The 22,479-nt window shown below is 71.8% G+C and carries 26 protein-coding genes and 1 pseudogene; 6 read left to right on the top strand and 21 right to left on the bottom strand.

Annotation, left to right across the window (positions count from 1 at the left end):
- Nucleotides 1-31: 31 nt before the first annotated feature.
- The 3 genes from ACFYZ8_RS42625 to ACFYZ8_RS42615 form a co-directional block, all read right to left on the bottom strand.
- Nucleotides 32-1,078: an LCP family protein gene (locus ACFYZ8_RS42625; protein ID WP_388541910.1), complete on the bottom strand. Its 1,047-nt coding sequence runs from the start codon at nt 1,076-1,078 to the stop codon at nt 32-34.
- A gap of 60 nt (nt 1,079-1,138) precedes the next feature.
- Entirely contained in the window at nt 1,139-2,473 is a 1,335-nt protein-coding gene (locus ACFYZ8_RS42620) for an endo-1,4-beta-xylanase (protein ID WP_388541907.1), read from the bottom strand.
- A gap of 283 nt (nt 2,474-2,756) precedes the next feature.
- Nucleotides 2,757-3,842 (bottom strand): LacI family DNA-binding transcriptional regulator, encoded by a 1,086-nt coding sequence (locus ACFYZ8_RS42615; protein ID WP_359031327.1) that lies wholly within the window; start codon nt 3,840-3,842, stop codon nt 2,757-2,759.
- Between the two features lie 132 nt (nt 3,843-3,974).
- Here ACFYZ8_RS42615 and ACFYZ8_RS42610 point away from each other — a divergent pair, with 132 nt between their 5' ends.
- The gene (locus ACFYZ8_RS42610; protein ID WP_388541904.1) at nt 3,975-6,281 is read left to right on the top strand and encodes a glycoside hydrolase family 3 N-terminal domain-containing protein; all 2,307 of its coding nucleotides are present in this window, start codon (nt 3,975-3,977) and stop codon (nt 6,279-6,281) included.
- Nucleotides 6,282-6,389: 108 nt separating this feature from the next.
- Here ACFYZ8_RS42610 and ACFYZ8_RS42605 read toward each other — a convergent pair whose 3' ends face one another.
- From ACFYZ8_RS42605 to tsaB, 4 genes are read right to left on the bottom strand one after another with little or no spacing between them, the layout of a single operon-like run.
- Nucleotides 6,390-6,647 carry a hypothetical protein gene (locus ACFYZ8_RS42605; protein WP_359031329.1) on the bottom strand — a complete coding sequence of 86 codons (258 nt, stop codon included), beginning with the start codon at nt 6,645-6,647 and terminating at the stop codon, nt 6,390-6,392.
- Nucleotides 6,644-7,729: a tRNA (adenosine(37)-N6)-threonylcarbamoyltransferase complex transferase subunit TsaD gene (gene tsaD, locus ACFYZ8_RS42600; RefSeq protein WP_359031330.1), complete on the bottom strand. Its 1,086-nt coding sequence runs from the start codon at nt 7,727-7,729 to the stop codon at nt 6,644-6,646. The genes ACFYZ8_RS42605 and tsaD overlap by 4 nt, the downstream gene beginning before the upstream one ends.
- Nucleotides 7,722-8,228, bottom strand: a complete 507-nt coding sequence (gene rimI, locus ACFYZ8_RS42595) for a ribosomal protein S18-alanine N-acetyltransferase (protein ID WP_359031331.1) — start codon at nt 8,226-8,228, stop codon at nt 7,722-7,724. The genes tsaD and rimI overlap by 8 nt, the downstream gene beginning before the upstream one ends.
- Complete coding sequence (gene tsaB / locus ACFYZ8_RS42590; RefSeq protein WP_359031332.1) at nt 8,225-8,881, bottom strand: tRNA (adenosine(37)-N6)-threonylcarbamoyltransferase complex dimerization subunit type 1 TsaB; 657 nt, start codon at nt 8,879-8,881, stop codon at nt 8,225-8,227. The genes rimI and tsaB overlap by 4 nt, the downstream gene beginning before the upstream one ends.
- A 149-nt stretch (nt 8,882-9,030) precedes the next feature.
- Here tsaB and ACFYZ8_RS42585 point away from each other — a divergent pair, with 149 nt between their 5' ends.
- Nucleotides 9,031-9,582 (top strand): hypothetical protein, encoded by a 552-nt coding sequence (locus ACFYZ8_RS42585; RefSeq protein WP_388541900.1) that lies wholly within the window; start codon nt 9,031-9,033, stop codon nt 9,580-9,582.
- A 7-nt stretch (nt 9,583-9,589) separates the two neighbouring features.
- Here ACFYZ8_RS42585 and ACFYZ8_RS42580 read toward each other — a convergent pair whose 3' ends face one another.
- The 10 genes from ACFYZ8_RS42580 to ACFYZ8_RS42535 form a co-directional block, all read right to left on the bottom strand.
- A complete protein-coding gene (locus ACFYZ8_RS42580; protein ID WP_359031334.1) occupies nt 9,590-9,760 on the bottom strand; it encodes a hypothetical protein in 171 nt (56 codons plus the stop codon).
- A 154-nt stretch (nt 9,761-9,914) separates the two neighbouring features.
- Nucleotides 9,915-10,421, bottom strand: a complete 507-nt coding sequence (gene tsaE, locus ACFYZ8_RS42575) for a tRNA (adenosine(37)-N6)-threonylcarbamoyltransferase complex ATPase subunit type 1 TsaE (protein ID WP_359031335.1) — start codon at nt 10,419-10,421, stop codon at nt 9,915-9,917.
- Nucleotides 10,393-11,646, bottom strand: a complete 1,254-nt coding sequence (locus ACFYZ8_RS42570) for an alpha/beta fold hydrolase (protein WP_388541896.1) — start codon at nt 11,644-11,646, stop codon at nt 10,393-10,395. Before ACFYZ8_RS42570 ends, tsaE begins: the two co-directional genes overlap by 29 nt.
- Before the next feature lie 83 nt (nt 11,647-11,729).
- On the bottom strand, nt 11,730-12,899 hold the full coding sequence (gene alr / locus ACFYZ8_RS42565; RefSeq protein WP_359031337.1) for an alanine racemase: 1,170 nt from the start codon (nt 12,897-12,899) through the stop codon (nt 11,730-11,732).
- Between the two features lie 72 nt (nt 12,900-12,971).
- Nucleotides 12,972-13,631, bottom strand: a complete 660-nt coding sequence (locus ACFYZ8_RS42560) for a M23 family metallopeptidase (protein ID WP_388541893.1) — start codon at nt 13,629-13,631, stop codon at nt 12,972-12,974.
- Between the two features lie 123 nt (nt 13,632-13,754).
- Nucleotides 13,755-15,230: an NAD(P)H-hydrate dehydratase gene (locus ACFYZ8_RS42555; RefSeq protein ID WP_388541890.1), complete on the bottom strand. Its 1,476-nt coding sequence runs from the start codon at nt 15,228-15,230 to the stop codon at nt 13,755-13,757.
- A gap of 127 nt (nt 15,231-15,357) precedes the next feature.
- The gene (locus ACFYZ8_RS42550) at nt 15,358-15,486 is read right to left on the bottom strand and encodes a hypothetical protein (RefSeq protein WP_388541887.1); all 129 of its coding nucleotides are present in this window, start codon (nt 15,484-15,486) and stop codon (nt 15,358-15,360) included.
- A gap of 91 nt (nt 15,487-15,577) precedes the next feature.
- A complete protein-coding gene (locus ACFYZ8_RS42545) occupies nt 15,578-15,742 on the bottom strand; it encodes a hypothetical protein (protein ID WP_388541884.1) in 165 nt (54 codons plus the stop codon).
- 2 nt (nt 15,743-15,744) lie between these two features.
- Nucleotides 15,745-15,957, bottom strand: a complete 213-nt coding sequence (locus tag ACFYZ8_RS42540) for a hypothetical protein (protein ID WP_388541881.1) — start codon at nt 15,955-15,957, stop codon at nt 15,745-15,747.
- Between the two features lie 25 nt (nt 15,958-15,982).
- A complete protein-coding gene (locus tag ACFYZ8_RS42535) occupies nt 15,983-16,780 on the bottom strand; it encodes a hypothetical protein (RefSeq protein ID WP_388541879.1) in 798 nt (265 codons plus the stop codon).
- Nucleotides 16,781-16,859: 79 nt separating this feature from the next.
- On the opposite strand from ACFYZ8_RS42535, the gene ACFYZ8_RS42530 reads away from it, so the two are divergent.
- The gene (locus ACFYZ8_RS42530) at nt 16,860-17,147 is read left to right on the top strand and encodes a hypothetical protein (protein WP_388541876.1); all 288 of its coding nucleotides are present in this window, start codon (nt 16,860-16,862) and stop codon (nt 17,145-17,147) included.
- A 29-nt stretch (nt 17,148-17,176) separates the two neighbouring features.
- On the opposite strand, the gene ACFYZ8_RS42525 is transcribed toward ACFYZ8_RS42530, so the two are convergent.
- Both ACFYZ8_RS42525 and ACFYZ8_RS42520 read right to left on the bottom strand, forming a co-directional pair.
- Complete coding sequence (locus ACFYZ8_RS42525) at nt 17,177-17,548, bottom strand: holo-ACP synthase (RefSeq protein WP_388541874.1); 372 nt, start codon at nt 17,546-17,548, stop codon at nt 17,177-17,179.
- A 9-nt stretch (nt 17,549-17,557) separates the two neighbouring features.
- Entirely contained in the window at nt 17,558-18,112 is a 555-nt protein-coding gene (locus ACFYZ8_RS42520) for a hypothetical protein (protein WP_388541871.1), read from the bottom strand.
- A gap of 151 nt (nt 18,113-18,263) precedes the next feature.
- Here ACFYZ8_RS42520 and ACFYZ8_RS42515 point away from each other — a divergent pair, with 151 nt between their 5' ends.
- The gene (locus ACFYZ8_RS42515) at nt 18,264-18,899 is read left to right on the top strand and encodes a histidine phosphatase family protein (RefSeq protein WP_388541868.1); all 636 of its coding nucleotides are present in this window, start codon (nt 18,264-18,266) and stop codon (nt 18,897-18,899) included.
- 9 nt (nt 18,900-18,908) lie between these two features.
- Here the strand turns inward: ACFYZ8_RS42515 and ACFYZ8_RS42510 are convergent.
- Nucleotides 18,909-19,318 (bottom strand): annotated as a pseudogene (locus ACFYZ8_RS42510) (ATP-binding protein).
- Nucleotides 19,319-19,483: 165 nt separating this feature from the next.
- Between ACFYZ8_RS42510 and ACFYZ8_RS42505 the strand changes: the two are divergent.
- Both ACFYZ8_RS42505 and ACFYZ8_RS42500 read left to right on the top strand, forming a co-directional pair.
- Nucleotides 19,484-20,320 (top strand): helix-turn-helix domain-containing protein, encoded by an 837-nt coding sequence (locus tag ACFYZ8_RS42505; RefSeq protein ID WP_388541865.1) that lies wholly within the window; start codon nt 19,484-19,486, stop codon nt 20,318-20,320.
- 8 nt (nt 20,321-20,328) lie between these two features.
- Nucleotides 20,329-20,517: a DUF397 domain-containing protein gene (locus tag ACFYZ8_RS42500; RefSeq protein ID WP_388541862.1), complete on the top strand. Its 189-nt coding sequence runs from the start codon at nt 20,329-20,331 to the stop codon at nt 20,515-20,517.
- A gap of 48 nt (nt 20,518-20,565) precedes the next feature.
- Here ACFYZ8_RS42500 and glmS read toward each other — a convergent pair whose 3' ends face one another.
- Nucleotides 20,566-22,413 carry a glutamine--fructose-6-phosphate transaminase (isomerizing) gene (gene glmS / locus ACFYZ8_RS42495; protein WP_388541860.1) on the bottom strand — a complete coding sequence of 616 codons (1,848 nt, stop codon included), beginning with the start codon at nt 22,411-22,413 and terminating at the stop codon, nt 20,566-20,568.
- Between the last annotated feature and the right edge of the window lie 66 nt (nt 22,414-22,479).

Here is a 22,479-nt window from a genome sequence, read left to right as displayed (position 1 = left end):
CAGTTTTTCGGTGAACACGTCAGCGAAAGCCTCAGCGGAGCGACTCCCACAGCTCGCTCGCCGCCGGCTCCTTCGCCACCACCCGGTTGGGGTCGGAGGGTGCGGTCACCACCGGCATGGTCACGGTCTTCACCTGGTCGCTCGACAGGCCCTTCAGGCTCTCGCCGAGGCTCATCAGCTCGGTCAGGGAGTCGAGGCCGGTGTCGGTGGTGAGGCTGCCGGTGAGGGCGTCGGCGACGGAGTACAGCTTGGCCGGGCTGGTCAGGAGGTCGGTGGCGGAGATCTGCTCCAGCAGGGCCTTCACCAGCTTCTGCTGCAGGCCGATGCGGCCGAGGTCGCTGCCGTCGCCTATGCCGTGCCGGGTGCGGGCGAGCGCGAGGGCCGTTCTGCCGTCCAGGTGGTGGGGGCCGGCCTTCAGGTGCAGGTGGCTGTCGTCGTCGTCGATGTCCTCGTCGGTGGTGACGGTGACTCCGCCGACGGCGTTCACCAGCTTCGCGAAGCCGGAGAAGTCGATCTCGATGTAGTGGTCCATGCGGACGTTCGTGATCGACTCGACGGTCTTGACCGCGCACACCGGACCGCCCACCGCGTAGGCGCTGTTGAACATCGCGCCGTAGGCCACCGCCGTGGAGCCGCCGTCGGGCAGCGGGCACGACGGGCGGGTGACGAGGGTGTCGCGCGGGATGCTGGCCACGGTGGCCGAGGTGCGGCCCGCGTCGATGTGCACGACCATCGCGGTGTCGGACCGGGCCCCGGTGCTGCTGCCGCCGCCGAGCTCCTGGTTCTCCTTGCCGCTGCGCGAGTCGGAGCCGAGGACCAGGATGTTGACGGCCTCGGTGGGCAGCGGAGCCTCCTGCGAGGCGGAGGGGGCCGGGGTCACCTTGGCGGGACGGTTGTCACCGAGCGCGCTGTCGATGTCGACGCTCTTGATGTTGCTGTTGAGATGCCAGTACGCCCACCCGGCCACCGCGCACCCCGCGGCCAGCGCACCCGCCAGGGTGAGGCCGACGACCTTCAGCACTCTCGGCCGCCGGCCCACTCGTCTTCCCTCGTCGTCTCCGCTCACAGGGAGGAACATAAGTCCGAATTATTACGAGGAACGCCTCGCGGACAGCTTTCTTCGGAAAATCTCAGACTTCTAGCCCAGGGTCACGGCCGGTACCGGATTGCTCCCGTTCCATGAGCCGTTGAAGCCGAAGGTCACCGAGCCGCCGTCCGGCACGGTGCCGTTGTAGGAGGCGTCGGAGCAGCTGACCGCGGTGCCCGACTGGGTGCAGGTCGCGTTCCAGGCCTGGGTGATCCGCTGCCCGGCCCCGTACGTCCAGCCGACCTTCCACGACGACAGCGCGGCACCCGAGCAGGAGATCTTCACCTGGCCGGTGAAGCCGGTGTCCCACTGGCTGGTCACGCTGTAGGCCGCGCCGCACGCACCCGTCGGCGGCGGTGTGGTCGTCCCGCCGAGCGCCTCCGCGATCGCGTGGTACGCCGGTTTCGGTGCGTAGTTCTCGTCGTACGGCGTCGCCGCACCCTGTCCCGGGAAGGTGCTCGGGATCCAGGAGTCGGAGTCGGTGAAGCCCCACACGGTGACGCCGACGCAGCGGGCGACCGCCACGCAGGCGTTCATGACGGCCTTGTAGTCGGCGGCCTGCTGGGTCAGCTTCGCGCTGTCGGAGGGCAGCGTCATCCGGATGTCCAGCTCGGTGATCGCCACGTCCACGCCGAGGTCGGCGAAGCGCTGGATGTTCTGCTGGAGCGTCGAGGGCACCTGGCCGACGATGAGGTGGGCCTGGAGTCCGACACCGTCGATCGGGACGCCCTGCTGCTTGAGGGACTTGACCAGGTTGTACAGGGCCGTGCTCTTCGCGTTGACGCCCTCGACGTTGTAGTCGTTGATGTACAGCTTGGCGGCCGGGTCGGCGGCGCGGGCGGCGGTGAGGGCGCGGGCGATGTAGCCGGTGCCGAGGCCGTTGTACCAGAGGCTCTGGCGGTAGGTGCCGTCCTCGTTGAAGGGTTCGTTGACGACGTCCCAGGCGGCGAGCCGGCCCTTGTACCGGCCCACCTCCAGCGCGATGTGGTCGTCGAGGAGCTGGCCGAGCTGGGCCGCGGTCCAGGTGCCGTTGGTCAGCCAGCCGGGGTTCTGGCTGTGCCAGACCAGGGTGTGGCCGCGCACCTGCTGCCCGTGGGCCTCGGCGAAGTTCACGATCTGGTCGGCCTCGGCCCAGTTGTAGCTGCCGCGGTTCGGCTCGACCGAGCCCCACTTCATGGCGTTGCCGGGGGTCAGCGAGTTGAACTGCGTCCCGGCCAGGTCGCCGTAGGTGCCGGTGAGCTTGGAGCCGGTGACGGCCGTGCCGATGACCTTGCCCTTGGCGGCGGCGAGGTCACGGAGCGGGGTGTCGGCGGCGTGTGCGGCGGGCGCGGTGGCCAGGAGCGCGCCCAGGAGGAGGAGCGGTAAGCCGGTTCTCAGAGATCTCATGCGGGTGCCTCCGAAAGTTTCGGTCGTACAACCGATTGGCTTCGGAGGAGTGTGGGCGCAGGCATATCATCCGTCAAGGTCACCCACCCCGAGCGGCGCGGGGAACCGCGCGACCAGCCACGACGGCCCCGCACCCGCCCGACCACCCGACCCGGCACCCCCTAGACGCCCCGCCCGGGCCCAGCGCAGCGCCCCGTCAAGGTCACCCACCCCGAGCGGCGCGAGGAACCGCGCGACCAGCCACGACGGCCCCGCACCGCCCGACCACCCGACCCGGCACCCCCTAGACGCCCCGCCCGGGCCCAGCGCAGCGCCCCGTACTGCTCCGCACCACCAGGCTCGTGGCCAGCTCCACCCGTGTCGCCGCCGGGTCGTCCCCCTCCCGGCCCAGGTCGAGCACCAGCTTCGCCGCGGCCTCGGCCATCTCGGTCAGCGGCTGCCGTACGGTCGTCAGCGGCGGCCCCACCCACGGCGCCACCGGAAGGTCGTCGAACCCGACCACGCTCAGGTCCTCCGGGATGCGCAGCCCCAGCTCGCGCGCGGCCTCGTACAGGCCGAGCGCCTGGAGGTCGTTGCCCGCGAAGACGGCCGTGGGCCGGTCCGGGCGGCGCAGCAGTTCCAGGCCCTGCCGGTAGCCGGTCTCGTGATGGAAGTCGCCGGCCATGATCAGCTCGGGGTCGACGGGCAGTCCCGCCGTCTCCAGGGCGGCCCGGTAGCCGTCGATCCGGGCGCGGCTGCACATCATGCGGGACGGTCCGGTGATCGCGCCGATCCTGCGATGCCCGAGCTCGACCAGGTGCCGGGTCGCGGCGAGCCCGCCCTGCCAGTTGGTGGCACCGATGGAGGGCACATCGGCGCCCGGATCGCCGGCCGGGTCCATCACCACGAACGGGATCGACCTGCTGTTGAGCAGCGCGCGCTGGGAGCCGTCGAGCCCGGACAGCACGAGCACCACGCCGTGCGGGCGGCGGGCGGCGACCTGGTCGGCCCAGGTGCGCCCGGGCGTGAGCCGCCCCGCGCTCTCGCTCAGGACCACGCTCAGCCCGGCGTCGCGGGCCACGTTCTCCACCCCCCGGATGACCTCCATCGCCCACGCGCTCTCCAGCTCGTGGAAGACCAGGTCGATCAGGGGGGAGCGGCTGGCCTCGGCACGCCGGCGCCGGTAGCCGTGCGCGCGCAGCAGATCCTCGACGCGGGCGCGGGTCGCGGGCGCGACATCGGCCCGGCCGTTGAGGACCTTCGAAACTGTCGGCGCCGAAACGCCGGCTTCCCGGGCGATCTCGGCGAGCGTGGCGGTCTGCGGCGACCGTCCAGCCGTCGAGGAAGTCGGGGAAGTCGTCCGGGTTTCAGCGGGCTCCGGGGGTGTCATGGCGGCGATCGTATCCCTGCGCGACCTCTTGACGAACCCTCCTGACGGCTCTAGGTTCCCAAAACATTCGGATCTCACATCGAAACATTCGCGAAGGTCGTCGACCCGACAGTCGAGCCCGACAGGAGTTACATGACCACCGCGCCTTGGCGTGACCCCGCCCTGACCGCCTCCGCCCGCGTCGACGACCTCCTCTCCCGGATGACCCTGGAGGAGAAGACCGCCCAGCTCTACGGCGTGTGGGTGGGCGCCGGTACGGACGGGGACGGAGTCGCCCCCCTCCAGAGCGAGATGACCGCCGACTACGACTGGGACGAGCTGATCACCCGAGGACTGGGCCAGCTCACCCGCTCCTTCGGCACCGCCCCCGTGGACCCGGCGCTGGGCGCGCAGGCACTGGCCCGCGCCCAGCGCCGTATCGCCGAGGCGGGCCGATTCGGCATCCCGGCGCTCGCGCACGAGGAGTGCCTGGCCGGCTTCACCACCTGGGGGGCCACCGCCTATCCGGTCCCGCTCGCCTGGGGCGCGAGCTGGAACGCCGAACTGGTCGAGGAGATGGCCGGTGCCATCGGCCGCGACCTGCGCTCGGTCGGCGTCCACCAGGGTCTGGCCCCCGTCCTGGACGTCGTCCGCGACCCGCGCTGGGGACGGGTCGAGGAGACGATCGGCGAGGACCCGTACCTGGTGGGCACGATCGGCGCCGCCTATGTCCGGGGCCTGGAGTCGGCCGGGATCGTCGCCACGCTCAAACACTTCGCCGGGTACGCCGCCTCGGCCGGCGCCCGTAACCTCGCGCCCGTGCGGGCGGGGGTGCGGGAGTTCGCCGACATCACCCTGCCGCCCTTCGAGTTCGCCCTGCGCGAGGGCGGGGCCCGCTCGGTGATGGCCGCGTACACCGACACCGACGGCGTGCCGGCCTCCGCCGACCCCGGCCTGCTGACCGAACTGCTGCGCGAGCAGTGGGGGTTCACCGGCACGGTGGTCGCCGACTACTTCGGCGTCGGCTTCCTGCAGACCCAGCACCGCATCGCCGGCACCGAGGCGGGCGCGGCCCACGCGGCGCTCGCGGCGGGCCTGGACGTCGAGCTGCCGACGGTGAAGTGCTACGGCAAGCCGCTCATCGAGGCGGTCCGCGCGGGCGAGGTCCCCGAGACACTGATCGACCGGGCGGCCCGCCGGGTCCTGCTCCAGAAGTGCGAGCTGGGCCTCCTGGACGAGGACTGGAACCCGGAGCCCGCCGAGCGGATCGACCTCGACTCGACGGCCAACCGCGCCCTGGCCCGGCGCCTCGCCGAGGAGTCGGTGGTCCTCCTCGACAACCCGGACGGCCTGCTGCCGCTGGCCCCGGACACCCGGATCGCGGTCGTCGGCCCCCGCGCCGCCGACGCCCTGGCCATGCTGGGCTGCTACTCCTTCCCCTCCCACGTCCTCACCCACCACCCCGACATCCCGATGGGCATCGAGATCCCCACGGTCCTTCAGGCGCTGCGCGCCGAACTCCCCGACGCCAAGGTGACGTTCACCGAGGGCTGCGGGGTCGACGACCCGGACACCGGGGGCTTCGAGGAGGCGGTGGCCCGCACGGCCGAGGCAGACGTCTGCGTGGCGGTGCTCGGTGACCGGGCCGGCCTGTTCGGGCGGGGCACCTCGGGCGAGGGCTGCGACGTGACGGACCTGCGACTGCCCGGCGTCCAGGGCCAGTTGCTGGACTCCCTGGTCGCGACCGGTGTCCCGGTCGTCCTGGTCCTCCTCACCGGCCGCCCCTACGCGCTCGGCCGCTGGCACGGGCGGCTCGGCGCGGTCGTCCAGGCCTTCTTCCCCGGCGAGGAGGGCGGCCCGGCGGTCGCCGGAGTCCTCTCGGGCCGGGTGAACCCCTCGGGCCGTCTCCCGGTGAGCGTCCCGCAGGTGCCGGGCGGCCAGCCGTGGACCTACCTCCAGCCGCCGCTCGGCCTCGCGGGCGGCGCGAGCAACCTGGACCCGACCCCGCTGTACGCCTTCGGGCACGGGCGCTCCTACACGGAGTTCGTGTGGGAGGACTTCGAGGGCTCGGCACCACGGATCACCACCGAGGGCTCCTACGACCTCGCGCTGACCGTGCGCAACACGGGCGACCGCGCGGGCGCCGAGGTCGTCCAGCTGTATCTGCACGACCCGGTGGCCTCGGTGACCCGCCCGGACGTCCGCCTGATCGGCTACCAGCGGCTGGAGCTGGACCCGGGCGAGTCCCGTCGGGTGACCTTCCGTTTCCACGCGGAGCTGTCGGCCTTCACCGACCGCAAGGGCCGCCGGATCGTCGAACCGGGCGACCTGGAGCTACGGCTCTCGGCGTCGAGCGCGGAGGTCCGGCACACGGCACTGCTGCACGTCACGGGCCCGGTACGGGAGGTGGGCCCGGACCGACGGCTGCGCTGCGACACGGAGGTGTCGGGGACGGGCTGAGATCGGACGGGGTGAGTTCGGCGCGGACCGGGGTGAGTTCGGCGCGGACCGGGGTGACAGGTCCGCGCCCAGCTCAGCGCGCTCAGCTCGGCCCAAGGCCGCCCCGCCTCACTCCTCCCCCACCGACTCGAACCGCCACCGGTGCACGGCCCGGCCGGCCAAGTCCCCGTCCGGCTCCGGGAGTTCGGGCAGCTCGGCGTCGTAGGCCGCGTCCCACCACGTGATGACCAGGACGCGGTCCTCGGGCGCCCGGAACGTCTCGCGCCGCAACGGCCGTACGGGAAGCTCCTGATCGCGGGCCCAGGCGAGCAGTTCCTCGCCGCGGCCCTCGGCCGCCCGGGCCTCCCACATCAGCGCGACCGTCACGAGTACAGGTTCTCCTTGCTGACCTCGTGGACGTGGTCGTGGCCGGGCACGTGCGGGTCGGTCACCGGCAGGGAGGAGTCGGCGGAGAGGTCCCAGCTGGAGGCGGGGCGGTTGCGGGCCACCATCTCCGCGCCCAGCGCCGCGACCATCGCGCCGTTGTCGGTGCACAACTTGGGCCGGGGCACCCGGAGTCGGATACCCGCCGCCTCGCAGCGCTCCTGGGCCAGCACCCGCAGCCGCGAGTTCGCGGCCACGCCGCCGCCGATCATGAGGTGGTCGACGCCCTCGTCCTTGCAGGCCCGCACGGCCTTGCGGGTCAGCACGTCCACCACCGCCTCCTGGAAGGAGGCCGCCACGTCACGCACCGGCACCTCCTCGCCCGCGGCCCGCTTGGCCTCGATCCAGCGGGCCACCGCCGTCTTGAGGCCGGAGAAGGAGAAGTCGTACGCCGGATCCCGCGGCCCGGTCAGTCCGCGCGGGAACGCGATCGCCGACGGGTCGCCCTCGCGCGCGTACCGGTCGATGACCGGGCCGCCCGGGAAGCCGAGGTTCAGCACCCGGGCGATCTTGTCGAAGGCCTCGCCGGCCGCGTCGTCGATGGTCGCGCCCATGGGGCGGACGTCGGAGGTGATGTCCGAGGACAGCAGCAGGGACGAGTGCCCGCCGGACACCAGCAGCGCCATCGTCGGCTCGGGCAGCGCCCCGTGCTCCAGCTGGTCGACGCAGATGTGGGAGGCGAGGTGGTTGACGCCGTAGAGGGGCTTGCCGAGGGCGTAGGCGTAGGCCTTCGCGGCGGAGACCCCGACGAGCAGGGCGCCGGCGAGTCCGGGCCCGGCGGTCACGGCGATGCCGTCGAGGTCCCTCGCGGAGACACCGGCCTCCTTCAGGGCGCGCTCGATGGTCGGCACCATCGCCTCCAGGTGGGCCCTGCTGGCCACCTCCGGCACCACGCCACCGAACCGGGCGTGCTCGTCGACGCTGGACGCGATGGCGTCGGCCAGCAGGGTGGTGCCCCGGACGATGCCGACGCCGGTCTCGTCACAGGAGGTCTCGATGCCCAGGACAAGCGGTTCGTCAGCCATTGATCTCGGTTCCTCGTACGGAAGTTGAAGGGTCGGTGAGTCGCATCACCAGGGCGTCCACGTTGCCCGGCTGGTAGTAGCCGCGCCGGAACCCGATGGCCTCGAAGCCGAAGCGCTCGTAGAGCTTCTGGGCGCGGATGTTGTCGATCCGGCACTCCAGCATCACTTCGGCGCACTCGAAGGCGGTCGCGGCCCGCAGCAGCTCGGTCAGCAGGGTCGCCCCGAGTCCGGTGCCCCAGTGGTCGCGGGCGACGGCGATCGTCTGGACGTCGGCGAGCTCCCCGGCGGAGGCGAGGCCCGCGTACCCCACGATCCGCTCGCCCTCCTCGGCCACCACGAACCGCCGGGTGGCCTCGGGGCCGCGGGAGTGCGCGAGTTCGGACCAGAACATGCCCCGGGACCAGGCGTCCTCCGGGAAGAGGTCCTTCTCCAGCTCCAGGACGGGGTCGATGTCCCACCACCGCATCTCGCGCAGCACGGGGGTCACGGGTGTGGTCACTTGGGGGTGACCACCTTGTAGTTCTTGGGGACCTGCGCGTCCGGCCGCCGCAGGTACAGCGGCCGGGGGGCGGGCAGTTCCTCCCCTGCCGCGATCCGCTCGGCGGCGAGGGAGGCGAGCGCGGCGGCCGTGACGTGCTCGGGCTCGCGGGCGTCGGGGAAGGTGTCGGGGTAGAGCAGCGCCCCGGCGCCGACCGCGGGCAGCCCCCCGACCTGCTCGGCGATGTCGGCGGGCCGGTCGACGGCGGGGTCGCTCACGCGGGTGCGGGGGTCGGAGTAGGTGGCCCAGTAGACCTCCTTGCGCCGCGCGTCGGTCGCCACGACGAAGGGGCCCTCGTCGAGGCCGGCCGCGTAGGCGAGTCCGTCCAGGGTGCACATCCCGTGCACCGGGATTCCGAGGGCGAGCCCGAAGGTGTCGGCGGTCATGAGGCCGACGCGCAGACCGGTGTAGGGCCCGGGGCCGATGCCGACGACGATCCCGGTGACCGCGTCCAGCTTCACCCCCGCGTCCGCGAGCACCCGGTCGACGGCCGGCAACAACAGCTCCCCGTGCCGGCGCGCGTCCACCTGACGGAACGAGGCGACGACGTCCCGCCCGTCATGCAGGGCGACGGTCACGGCGGGGGTGGCGGTATCCAGAGCGAGCAAGAGCACGCAAACAGCCTACGGCTCCCGAGGGCCCGGGGCCGCCGCAGGCCGCACAGGGGCGCGGAACCGCACGCCCCGCCACGACGGCACGGCACAGGACCGACAACCTGCTACCGTCGCCACAAATCAGGACCAACCACTCAAGAGGTGAACCGGTGGCGCCCAGCAACGCGGCCTTCGTGACCGCCCTCACCACGGCGGCTCTCGCGACGGTCGGCTTCCTCGCCTACCAGGCCTCCGCGACGGCCCCCATCAGGGCGCACGCCGGCACTGCCCCGGCGGTCGTCACCTCGAAGGCCGCCCGCGACCACCGGAACCCCACCGCCCTGCCCCCGGGCTCCGGCACCGGGGCCCGCGTCGTGTACTCCCTGGACGGCAGCCGGGTCTGGCTCGTCGGCCCCGGCAACAGGGTCACCCGTACGTTCGAGGTCGTTTCGGGGAACATCCACCCCGCTCCCGGCACCTACACGGTCACTTCCCGCTCGAACGCGGTGACCGGCACCGACGGCACCCCCATCGAACACGTGGTCCGCTTCGCCGGCGTCGACGGCGTGGCGATCGGCTTCAGCGCGGCCGTGAAGGAGCCGGCCGCCCCCTCCCCCGACGCCACCCCCGTGCGGACGGGCGGCATCAGGGAGTCCCGCGCGGACGGCGACGCGATGTGGTCCTTCGCGACGATCGGCGCGAAGGTGGTCGTGATCCGCTGAGCCCGCCTCAGGCCGCTTTCGGACGCTCGGCGGCCGCCGGCGCCGTCCCCGGGTCGGGCAGCCGAGGCGGTGTCGAGACGGCCTCCGCCGCCGCGCAGGACGCCAGCAGATCGCGCATGGACACGCCGCCGACGAGCGCGTACGGCTGTGGCTGGGGCCGGTTCTCGGTGGCCGACATGGACGCCTCCTGGAGTTCGGGGGCGGGCGTGGTTAGGTAGACCTAACTACGGACTGGGTACCATGTGACCACGCACAAGACGCCGAACGCAATATCTTGCCGACGTCTTGTCGGAACGTTCACGGAAACGCGCGCGGGAGAGCGAAGCCGACGCTCAGGCCGTGAGCACGCCGAGGTCCGCGGCGGACCACCGCTCGCCGACCGGCGTCAGCGTCACGTGCCGCACCTCGTCGGTGGTGTCACCGACCGCGCGGTGGATCTGTACCTGGAGCCGGTCGTCGGTCAGGTCCTCGACCTTGCCCTCGCCCCACTCCACGACGATCACCGACTCGGGCAGCGACACGTCGAGATCGAGGTCCTCCATCTCGTCGAGCCCGCCGCCCAGGCGGTACGCGTCGACGTGGACGAGCGGCGGCCCGTCGCCCAGGGACGGGTGGACGCGGGCGATCACGAAGGTCGGCGAGGTCACGGCCCCCCGTACCCCGAGCCCCTCACCGAGTCCGCGGGTCAGCGTCGTCTTGCCCGCGCCGAGCTCTCCGCTGAGCATCACGAGGTCCCCCGCGCGCAGCAGCTTGGCGAGCTTCAGGCCCAGCTCGCGCATCTGCTCGGGGGAGGTGACGGTCAGCTCGGTCTCAACCGGGTTGCGCGGTACTGCTTCCATAACCGCCAACGGTAGCCCCTGCGGGCACGGCACCCGCGCGGGTGAGCAGGTCGGCGAGGCGGTCGGTGACCACTTCCGGGTGTTCCAGCATGACCAGGTGCCCGGCGTCCGGGACCAGCACCAGCTCCGCCTCCGGCAGCAGGGAGGCGATCGCCTCGCTGTGCTCGCTCGGCGTCACCATGTCCCCCACCCCGGCCAGGACGAGCACCGGCTTGTCCACGAAGTGGGCGAGGGCGGCGGTCTTGTCGTGGTTGTCGAACGCCGGGTAGTACTCGGCGACCACGTCGATCGGGGTGCCCTCGATCATCCGCTCGGCGAACCGGACGACGGCCGGGTCGACGTCCCGGGAGGCGAAGGAGTAGCGCTTGATGATCCCGGCGAACAGGTCGGCGGTGGCCCGCCGCCCCTTCTCCACCAGGTCGGCCCGCTGCCCGAGCGCCTTGAGCACGCCCGGCAGCACCCGCCGTACGGCGTTGACGCCCGCGACGGGCAGCCCGAAGTTGACCTCGCCGAGCCGCCCGGACGACGTGCCGACCAGAGCCACCGCGACCACCCGGTCGCGGATCAGTTCGGGGTACTGGTCGGCAAGCGCCATGACGGTCATCCCGCCCATGGAGTGCCCGACGAGCACGATCGGCCCCTCGGGCACGGCCGCGTCGATGACGGCCTTCAGGTCGCGTCCCAGCTGCTCGATGTCGACCGGCACCCCGTCCTGCACCTGCCGCGCACCCCGCCCGGACCGCCCGTGGCTGCGCTGGTCCCAGTGCACGGTCCGTACGACGCCCCGGAGCGCCGCGCGCTGGAAGTGCCAGGAGTCCTGGCTGAGGCAGTAGCCGTGGCTGAAGACGACGGTGACGGGGGCGGGGGCCTTGCGCCCGAACAGCCTGCGCCGGCGCGGCGACAGCGGGGGCACGGCCTGAGGGTCGACGTCGTCGACCTCGTAGTACAGCTCGGTGCCGTCGTCGGCGTACGCCTTGCCGGGGGTGCCCCGCAACGCGCCGTACGGGCCGGTCGAGTCGAGGGCGAGGCGGGCCTTCTGCCGCATCCCGCGTCCGACGGTGAGCCGCTCGATCGCCACCCCGGCCGCGGCTCCTGCGGCGACCACGCCTATCGCGGCGCCCGCGATGCCGGTCGCCCGGCGCCAGCCGCCACCCGCCGCCGCAGCGGAGGCGAGGGCCACCGAGGCGGCGGCGTCGACGACGGCCTCCGGACTGCTCTCGCTCACGTACCGCTCCTGTTCGCTGGTTCGGGTGACCGTCAGGTCATACCGGTGTCGCGGGACTCGCTGTTCTCGCACGCACTGTGCGGTTACCCCGCTTGTTCCTCATTCACGTAGACGCGCGGAACGCGCGTTCCGATGCGGGTCACGATTTCGTACGCGATGGTGCCCGCGGCCTGCGCCCAGTCCTCGGCGGTGGGCTCGCCCCGGTCGCCGGGGCCGAAGAGCACGGCCCGGGTGCCGGTGGCGGGCTCGTCGCCGCCGAGGTCCACGACGAACTGGTCCATGGCGATCCGTCCGGCGACCGTGCGCCACTTGCCGTCGACCAGCACGGGTCCGGCGCCGGAGGCGTGCCGCGGGATGCCGTCCGCGTAGCCGACGGGCACCAGGCCGAGGGTCGTGGCGCCCGGGGTGACGTAGTGATGGCCGTAGCTCACGCCATGGCCGCCCGGGACGCGCTTGACCAGCGCGATCGACGCCGACAGCGTCATCACCGGGCGCAGTCCGAAGTCGGCGGGGCCGCCGATCTCCGGGCTGGGCGAGATGCCGTAGACCGCGATCCCGGTCCGGACGAGGTCGAAGTGGCTCTCCGGGAGGGTGAGGGTGGCCGGCGAGTTGGCGATGTGCCGCACCTCGGGGCGCACGCCCCGGCCCTCGGCGTACGCCAGCATCTCCCGGAAGAGGGTGAGCTGGGCGGCGATCGAGGGGTGCCCGGGCTCGTCGGCGCAGGCGAAGTGCGACCAGAGGCCGGTGACCCGCAGGAGCCCTTCGGATTCCGCGCGCAGGGCCTCGGCGACCAGCTCGGCCCAGTCCTCGCCCGGCTGGCAGCCGCCCCGCCCGAGTCCGGTGTCGGCCTTGAGCTGCACGCGCGCGGGGAGGCCGGCCCGCCGGGCCGCCTCGGTGACCTCCCGGAGGGCCCACATGCCGCTGACGGAGACGTCGAGGTCGGCCTCGATCGCCTCCCGCCAGGGCCCGCCGGGCGTCCACAGCCAGCACATGATCCGCCCCGGCAGCCCCGCCTCCCGCAGCGCGAGGGCCTCCTCCGGGGTGGCGGTCCCGAGCCAGCCCGCGCCCGCCTCGACCGCGGCGCGGGCGCAGGGCACCGCGCCGTGGCCGTACGCGTCGGACTTGACCACGGCCATGAGGGCGGCCCCCGACGCGCGGGCGCGCAGGGCCCGCACATTGGCCCGCAGCGCGGCCAGGTCGATCTCGGCGCGGGCGCGCAGCGGTGCGGTCGGGGCGGTTGCTGTCTCGTTCATGGCGCCCCCAGTGTCTCAGAGGCGACTGACACCACCGGTGAGCGCGTCCCCAGGGACGCACACGCGCGCGTGTCAGAGGCTCAGACCGTGCCGGGCCAGATACTTCACGGGGTCGATGTCCGAACCGTACGGGCGCCGGGCGCGCACCTCGAAGTGCAGGTGCGGGCCGGTGGCGCGCCCGGTGGCGCCGCTGCTGCCGATGCGGGTGCCGGCCTTGACCTTGGCGCCGCGCGCGACCGAGATGCGGTTCAGATGGCCGTAGACCACATAGCGCCCGTCGCTCATCTTGAGCGTCACGGCCTTGCCGTACGACCCCGACCAGCTGGCCAGGACGACGACACCGGTGCCCACCGCGTACACCGGGGTGCCCTTCGGCACGGCAAGATCCACTCCGGTGTGGTATCCGACCAGCCAGTTTCCGCGCACCCGGTAACGCATCGTCACCCTGGCCCGTTTCCGGATCGGGCGACTCCATTTCGCTGGTGCGAGGGCGCGGTCGTCGACCTCGATGTCCTCGGCGGCCGCCAGCAGATCCTCGTATTCCGCGTCGTAGTCGCTGCCGCAGTTCCCGCCGGGCTCGTCCTTCAGCTCTTCCCCGGGCTCCTCCTTCACCTCTTCCTTTAAGGGATCAGGGTCGTCCCCGCGGAAACCGAGAACGGGACTCCCCAGAACAACTGCCGCGCCGCCCAGCAACTCTCGCCGGGTGGTGCCGTGTATGTGTGGCTCATCCATGCGGCCAGCGAAACATCGCCCTTTCGGCTCCGCATATTCGACCGACGGGTATTGGTCCCATCAGGTACTAGTTCGCCGTCACTGGTCCGTTTGCCGGGCGCGGCCCTGCGTTCTCCCGGTGCGTCAGGCGTCCGTCACGTCCCGCCAGGCCGCCGGTACCGCCTCGGCCACGTCGTGCGCCCCCACCGGCGCCCCGTCCGCCGCGAACCGTCCGGCGAGGCCGTGCAGGTACGCGCCCACGCTGCCGGCGTCCAGAGCGCTCAGCCCGGACGCGAGCAGGGACCCGGCGAGACCGGAGAGGACGTCCCCGCTGCCGGCGGTGGCCAGCCAGGCCGTACCGGTCGGGTTCACGCGTACGGCCCCGCCGCCGGAGTCCGCGACCAGCGTGGTCGACCCCTTGAGCAGCACGGTCGCGTCGTACCGCCCGGCAAGCTCCCGCGCGGAGGCGAGCCGCGACCCCTCGACCTCCTCGCGCGCCACCCCGAGCAGCGCGGCGGCCTCTCCGGCGTGCGGGGTCATGAGGGTCGGCGCGCTGCGCGCGCGTACGGCGTCCCGGTCGGCGAGCCGCAGCCCGTCCGCGTCGATCAGCACCGGCACGTCGGACGCCAGCACCTCGCCGACGGCCGAGGCGTCGTCCCCGGCCCCCGGTCCGACGACCCACGCCTGCACCCGCCCGGCGTGGGTCGGCCCCCGGTCGGAGACGAGCGTCTCGGGGAAACGGGCGATCACGGCGTCCGCGGCGGGCCCGACGTACCGTACGGCTCCGGCGCCGCCCCGCAGCGCCCCGTACACGGCGAGCACGGCGGCCCCCGGATACCGCGCGGACCCGGCGGCGATCCCGACGACTCCGCGCCGGTACTTGTCGCTCTCACCGGTCGGCACCGGCAACAGCCGCCGTACGTCGGCGTGTTGGAGCGCCTCCAGCTCGGCCTCCGCCGGAAGCGCGAGCCCGATGCCGACGAGCCGCACCGACCCGGCGTACTCCCGCGCGGGATCGACCAGCAGCCCCGGCTTGTGCGTCCCGAACGTGACGGTGACGTCGGCCCGCACGGCCGCCCCGCGCACCTCCCCGGTGTCGGCGTCGACCCCGCTCGGCAGATCCACGGCGACGACGGCGGCGCGGGACCGCTCGGCGACCTCGGCGAGCCGGGCCGCGTCGGGCCGCAGGCCGCCCTTGCCGCCGATGCCGACGATCCCGTCGAGGACGAGGTCGGCCTGCTCGATGAGCCGCTCGGCGCCGCGGGTCCCGGTGGCAGGCCCTCCGCCCCCTACGGCCCGCCCGTCGCCGTCCACGGCCCGTCCCCCGGCCCGCCGCAGCGCGGCCAGCCCGTCGGCGTGGGCCCGCTCGGGCGCGAGCAGCACGGCGGTGACCCCGGCGCCCCGCCGCGCCAGACGGGCACCGGCGAAGAGGGCGTCCCCGCCGTTGTCCCCGCTCCCGACGAGCAGCACGACCCGGCGGCCGTACACCCGCCCCAGCAGATCCGCGCAGGCCGCGGCGAGCCCGGCGGCCGCCCGCTGCATCAGCGCGCCCTCCGGAAGCCGCGCCATCAACTCCCGCTCGGCGGCCCTGACCGTCTCCACGTTGTACGCAGTACGCATGGGGTCGAGTCTGCCCCGTTTCGCTGCCGATCTGTCACTTGGAGCGGTTGCGACGGGGTCGCACGGCTGTCACGAGCGATCACTCCGCATGCGATCGGCACAGCATCACCCCGGCCACTACCGGACATCAGCGACGGCGTTTGACGTACATGACGCCGACGAAGATCGCGGCTGCGACGAACATGCCGATAGCCAGGTAAGGGGACCACGACGGGCCGTCGGGCCGGTCATTGGCGAGGCCGACGAGTGCAAGCATGCGCAGTCTCCCTGAGGCGTGTCAGAAGATACGGGTTCGCAAAATCGCAGAAAATGTTCGTCACCGCCGTCGACTGAAGACGCGGCAAGTGTCATGTCTTTCTCCTTGCGGTCCGCAGAAAGTAGGCGGCGGCCGCGATCAGGGCCGCTCCGGGGAGCAGGACGACGAGCCCACGGCCGGTGCTGCCGTTCACCAGGTCGCTGGTGCCTGCGACCGCCAGGAGGGCACCGCATATCAGAGCGATTATGGAGAACACCGTTACAGCCAATACACGCATTTCGCTCCATCGGAAGTGCCGGGGCGGAGGAGGGCGGCACCGTAGACGTATGTCGTGCCCGCGGCAGCTCCCGCGGCCACCGCCGAGCAGCCGGTGAAACCGGCACCGAGGGAGAGGCCGAGTGTGGCGAAAGTGCCCGCTGCCGCGCCGGCCATGCACAGGCTTTCCAGCCCGATGCCCATCATCATGCCCATCTTGGTGGCATTCGCTCCCTGCGTGTCACCTGTCGCCGTCTGGTAGGCCAAGGTGACCCAGTCGCCGATTCCGGTGACACCGCCGAAGCTGAAAAGCCCCGTCGGATCGCTGTTGTTGATGAAGTCGCCGCCCGCGTACAGGTACGGGTTCCTCTCCTGGCCGGAGAGGGTCGTAGTAGCGGGCGCCCATCTTGTACACGCCCGTGGGGTCGAGGTAGGCGCCGCTGTAGCGGAACGGCTGCGGGACCGCCTCGGTGGTGGTCCCTCGGGGCAGCCCCGTCGGGCCGTAGGCGTACGTGTGCGTGCGCTTGCCCGCGTCGTCGACCAGGCCGAGCACGTTGCCGGTGGCGTCGGTGAGGTAGTAGTAGGACTTCCCCCCAGTCGTCATGGAGTTCAACGTGCCCGCCGGTTCACGGATGAATCCGGTGTCGACGCCGTTCGTCGTCGTGGACGCCAGCCCCAGTGCCGTGTGGTGGAACCAGGTCGAACCCAGCTTGGTGCGCTCGGAGTTGTCGGTGCCGGCGTGGACCAGGTCGTAGGCGGTGCCGGCGACGGTGATGCCGGAGAGCTGGCTGTAGTCGGTCCAGGTCTCGTTCGTGCGCGCGGAGGCGGCCACGCGTCCGCCGGCTGTTTCGTTGCCGAGTTTGTCGTACGACCACGGCGTGGCCGAGCCGGTCTGGCCGGTCAGCTGGCTTGCGTCGTTGTAGGTGAAGACCGCGCTGGCGGGGCAGGTGGCGGCGGTGCCGTCCTGGGAGGTGAGGTTGCCTGCCTTGTCGAAGCAGTACAGCCAGGACGCCTTGCGGGTGCCGGCCGAACCGCACACTGAGGGCGTTTCGGCGAGCGCGGCCGCAGCCGCATCCCTGGTCGCGGCCGCCGCCCATCCCGTGGAGGACGTTCGCGCGATGACCGATCCGGAAAGACCCGGCGGGCCCCTCGCCCCGACCGTCCGCTGGGCCGGGCGGCTGCTGTGCTGGAGCCTGGCCGCCGCCATGGCCGCGGCCGCCGTCGACATCACCGTCTCGCCGCACACCGGCTGGTGGCACACGTTCTGGACGCTTCCCTGGGACCTCACCTGCGCGTCGGCCGTGGCCTGGGCCGTGCTCCGCGCCCGCGAGAAGTCGACCGGCGGCGGGGGTCATGACCCCCGGAGCGAACAGGACATCCACACGGACTGGGACCAGGCCGCCTGAGAGCTGCCGACGCAGGGCGGCGTCGGTGGTCACCCCTCCGCGATCACCACGGCCGACGCGACTCCTGCGTCATGGCTCAGCGACACGTGCCAGGACCGCACGCCCAGTTCGGCGGCGCGGGCGGCCACCGTGCCGGTGACCCGTAGCCGGGGCTGCCCGCTGTCCTCGACGTAGACCTCGGCGTCGGTCCAGTGGAGGCCGGCCGGAGCGCCGAGCGCCTTGGCCAGGGCCTCCTTCGCGGCGAAGCGGGCGGCGAGCGAGGCGACTCCCCGGCGCTCCCCGCTGGGCAGCGTCAGCTCGCTGTGCAGGAACAGCCGCCGCGCCATCCCCGGCGTACGCTCCAGCGACGCCGCGAACCGCTCGATCTCGGCAACGTCGATACCGACCCCGATGATGCTCATCCGGGCACTTTACGATCCGTCCGGGTCCTCGGCGAACAGGTCCTCGGCCCGCTCGACCGTCCGGGAACGCTCCAGCCAGGCGTCCATCCGGTCGAGGTCGGTGCAACTGGTGATGCGCTCACGCACGCTGTCCGTGACGGGGATGCCGCGCACTTCCAGGACGTAGAGGATCCCCTTGGCTTCGCCTTCCGTCCTGCCCTCCAGGTAGGCCGTCTCACGAACGGTTCCCCGGCCGGGGAAGTAGCTGACGAACGACATGATCCGATTCCATTTCTCTCCGGCTGGGGTCTTGCCCGGGGTGACTTCCAGGAAGTCGAAGAAGTATTCGGCGGTGTCGGGATCGGTCTCCCGGAGTTCCTCAAGAGCGCTGCTGATCGCTTCCAGTACGGCGTCGCAGTCGGGGTCGCGGGCGTGCGCCAACGCCGAGAGCACGGCCAGGGCGAGGTTCTTCGCCGCGGTCCTGGCATCCGTAATCACCGGCAGGTTGTCGGGCCCTGCGACCAGCGGATACACCCGCAGAGCCGTCCAGCCGCGCGTGCCGCAGTCGAAGGGGCCGGCTGACACCCAGCACCTCGAACACCGACCATGCGCGCAACGTAGGTTGATCAGCGACCGGCCCACCCGGAAACGCGGAGTACGTTCACCCTTTCGAGCCGCGCCGAAACGTTAGCGACCATGATCACGTCAGATGCACAGGCCGAGGAGACCGCTCACCGTGGAGTTCGAGAAGACCCGCACAGCCACCCGATACCTCTATCTCGCCCGGCACGGTGAGGCGTTGCCGGACGAGAGCGGGCTGACCCGGGCCGGCCGACAGCAGGCCACGCTGCTCGGCCGACGCCTCCAGGACATCCCCTTCACGGCCGTCCACCACGGTCCGCTGCCGCGAGCGGCGCAGACCGCCCGGCTGATCCACGACCAGCTCAAGAACGTCCCCCTGCTCGTCTCGGAGGTCGCCGGCGACTACGTTCCCCACGTCCCCCGGCGAGACGAACTCCCCGCCGAATCCGCCGACCACTACCTCCGCTTCCTCGCCGGCACCACCGACGAGGAACGGAAGCAGGGCGCCGTACTGGCCCGCCGGGCGCTCGACCTGTTCACCGGACCGGTGGACGGCGAGGAGGACCGGCACGAGCTGGTCGTCACCCACAACTTCCTCGTCGGCTGGCTCGTCCGGGACGCCATGTACGCCCCCACGTGGCGCTGGCTCGGCCTCAACCACGCCAACGCGGCGCTCACGGTCATCCGTTACGCCCCCGGCCGAGCCGCGTCCGTCCTCGTCTCCAACGACATGCGGCACCTGCCCGCCGAGCTGCGCTGGACAGGCTTCCCTCCCGAGGAACAGATCTGAGCCCGCCGGTCAGGCGGCGGCCAGCTCACACCACACGAACTTCCCCCGGTTACCGTGCCTGGCCAACGGCTGCCCCCCCCCCACAGATCGGCACACGCCTTCACCAACGCCAGCCCCCTCCCCTCCTCCACCTCCCCCAACAGATCCCACTCCCCCGGCGGCTCCGGAGGTTCGGGGTCCGCGTCCCACGCGCCGATCCGCAACACCCCCGCGGACCAGCGCACTCGCAGGGCAGCGGGGCCTTTCGTATGGCGTACGGCATTGGAGACCAGCTCCGCCGCGAGCAGCTCCGCGGTGTCGGTGAGGCGGATCAGGCCGTGCAGGGTGAGGATCAGGCGGAGGGTACGGCGGGCGACGGTGACGGCTCGGAGGTCGTTCGGGATGTGGAGCGTGTACTCCCAGGGGGCGCTTTCGGGCATGCGAAGAACTCCGTTCATGTGAGGGATCGTTGCAGCGACGTGCTTGCACATCGCGTTCACTACGTCACTGACGGTAGGGCTTTCATGTAATACATGGCAAGCCGATCCCGTAATCTGCCCCCGAACGAGCCACGTCAGCAGGCATGTTGAACCGAGGAGCAAACGATGGTGCTGAGGCGCGAACCGACCGCACGCCAGATGCGCCTGGGAGTCGAACTGCGGCGGCTCCGCGAGGGGGCCGGCCTCACCACCATCGAGGCGGCGGCGCTCCTCGGGGCGAACCGAGTCCAGATCACCCAGATCGAATCCGGACTCGCGGGCGTGAGCGACGAACGGCTGCGCCGCCTCGCATCCCACTACGACTGCACGGACCAGGAGTTCGTCGACGCCCTGGTCGCGATGGCCACGGACCGGACACGCGGCTGGTGGGAGGAGTACCGAGGTCAGTTGCCCAACTCGTTCCTGGACCTCGCCGAACTGGAACACCACGCCGCGTACCTGCACGAGGTGGCGATCCTGTACGTACCGGGACTGCTCCAGACGGAGACCTACGCCCGGGCCGTCTTCTCGGCCAGGGTTCCCGAACTCACCCATGACGAGCTGGAGTTGCGCGTCGAGCACCGGATGAGACGCCAGCAGATCACCCTCGCGTACGAGTCGGTGATCCACGAGTCGGCCCTGCGGATCAGGGTCAGTGACCGTGCCGCCTCCCGGGCCCAGCTCCGCAGGCTCCTCGAACTCTCCGAAGCGGAGAACATCACCCTTCGCGTGATCCCCTTCGACCTGGACGGCTTCGCCTCGGCCGCCAGCACCATGACGTACGCCGGTGGCCCCCTTCCCAGACTGGACACCGTGGTGCGTGACGTCCCCCACGGCTCGGCCTTCATCGACTCCGAGGCCCAACTCACCGCTTTTCGAACGCGCTTCCGTAAGGTGGAAGCCGTATCACTCGACCCCGGGCAGTCGCGCGACTTCGTCAACCGGCTGGCGAAAGAGCTGTGAGGCCTCCCATGGAGAACTGGCGGAAGTCGTCCTACTCAGGTCCGGACGACGGCAACAACTGCGTCGAGATCGCAACCCACCCCACCCACATATCCATCCGCGACTCCAAGACCCCCACCACCGCCACCCTCACCTTCCCCCCCGCCCCCTTCACCGCCTTCCTCGACGCCCTCAAGCGCACCCCCGACACCCGGTAACCCCGTACGACACCTGCACCGCGATATCGGATACCGCCGGTCGGCCGACTACTCCACCGTGACCGACTTCGCCAGGTTCCTCGGCTGGTCCACCTCATTGCCCCGGGCGGTCGCCAGCTCACACGCGAACACCTGCAAAGGCACCGTCGCCACCAGCGGCTGCAGCAGCGTCGGCGTGGCCGGGATCCGGATCAGATGGTCGGCGTACGGCACCACCGCCTCGTCCCCCTCCTCCGCGATGACGATCGTCCGCGCTCCCCGGGCCCGGATCTCCTGGATGTTGGACACGATCTTGTCGTGGATCACCGAGCGCCCCCGCGGCGAGGGCACGACCACCACGACCGGCAGGTCCTCCTCGATCAGCGCGATCGGCCCGTGCTTCAGCTCGCCCGCCGCGAAGCCCTCGGCGTGCATGTAGGCGAGTTCCTTCAGCTTCAGCGCGCCTTCGAGGGCCACCGGATAGCCGACGTGCCGTCCGAGGAACAGCACGGTGTTCTTGTCGGCCAGCGACCGCGCCAGCGCCCGCACCGGCTCCATCGTCTCCAGCACCCGCTCGACCTCGCCGGAGATGTGCGACAGGTCCCGGATCACGGCGGAGATCTCGTCGCCCCACTTGGTCCCGCGCACCTGCCCCAGGTACAGCGCCACCAGGTAACACGCCACGAGCTGCGTGAGGAACGCCTTCGTCGACGCGACGGCCACCTCGGGCCCGGCGTGCGTGTACAGCACGGCGTCCGACTCCCGGGGGATCGTCGACCCGTTGGTGTTGCAGATCGCGAGCACCTTGGACCCCTGCTCGCGGGCGTGCCGCAGCGCCATGAGCGTGTCCATGGTCTCCCCGGACTGGGAGATGGCGATGACGAGGGAGCGCGGTCCGAGGATCGGGTCCCGGTACCGGAATTCACTGGCCAGCTCCACCTCACACGGAATCCGGGTCCAGTGCTCGATGGCGTACTTGGCGATCATCCCCGCGTGGAAGGCCGTACCGCAGGCCACGATGACGACCTTGTCGATCTCCCGCAGCTCGGCGTCGGAGATCCGGACCTCGTCCAGCGTCAGGGAGCCGGCCGCGTCGATACGGCCGAGCAGCGTGTCGGCGACCGCCTTCGGCTGCTCGGCGATCTCCTTGAGCATGAAGTAGTCGTAGCCGCCCTTCTCGGCGGCGGAGGCGTCCCAGTCGATGTGGAACGAGCGGACGTCGGCCGGCCGGCCGTCGAAGCCGGTGACGGTCACGCCGTCCCTGCGCAGCTCCACGACCTGGTCCTGGCCGAGCTCGATCGCGGAGCGGGTGTGGGCGATGAAGGCCGCCACGTCCGAGGCCAGGAACGCCTCCCCCTCCCCCACGCCGACCACCAGCGGCGAGTTCCGGCGGGCGCCCACGACCACGTCCGGCTCGTCCGCGTGGACGGCCACCAGCGTGAACGCCCCCTCCAGCCGCCGGCACACCAGCCGCATGGCCTCCGCGAGGTCGGCGGTCGCTGAGAACTCCTCGGCGAGCAGGTGCGCCACCACCTCCGTGTCCGTCTCGGAGGCCAGCTCGTGCCCCCGCTCCTCCAGCTCGGCCCGCAGCGCGGCGAAGTTCTCGATGATCCCGTTGTGGACGACGGCGACCCGCCCGGCGTTGTCCAGATGCGGATGCGCGTTGGCGTCCGTCGGCCCGCCGTGCGTGGCCCACCGCGTGTGCCCGATGCCGGTCAGCCCCGTCGGCAACGGCCGGTCCACCAGCTCCTTCTCCAGATTGACCAGCTTCCCGGCCTTCTTCGCCGCCGCCAGCCCGCCGTCCGCCAGCACCGCGACACCTGCCGAGTCGTACCCCCGGTACTCCAGCCGCTTCAGCCCGGCCATCACCACATCGAGCGCCGACTGCGACCCCACGTATCCCACGATTCCGCACATGCGCGGCAGCCTAGGCGGCGAAGCCCACCCGATCACGGCACTTCGTGCCCGAATTCGGATATCGCG

This window comes from Streptomyces sp. NPDC001668 (genome assembly GCF_042893155.1).
Lineage (GTDB): Bacteria > Actinomycetota > Actinomycetes > Streptomycetales > Streptomycetaceae > Streptomyces.
This window is presented reverse-complemented; position numbering and strand designations above follow the sequence as displayed.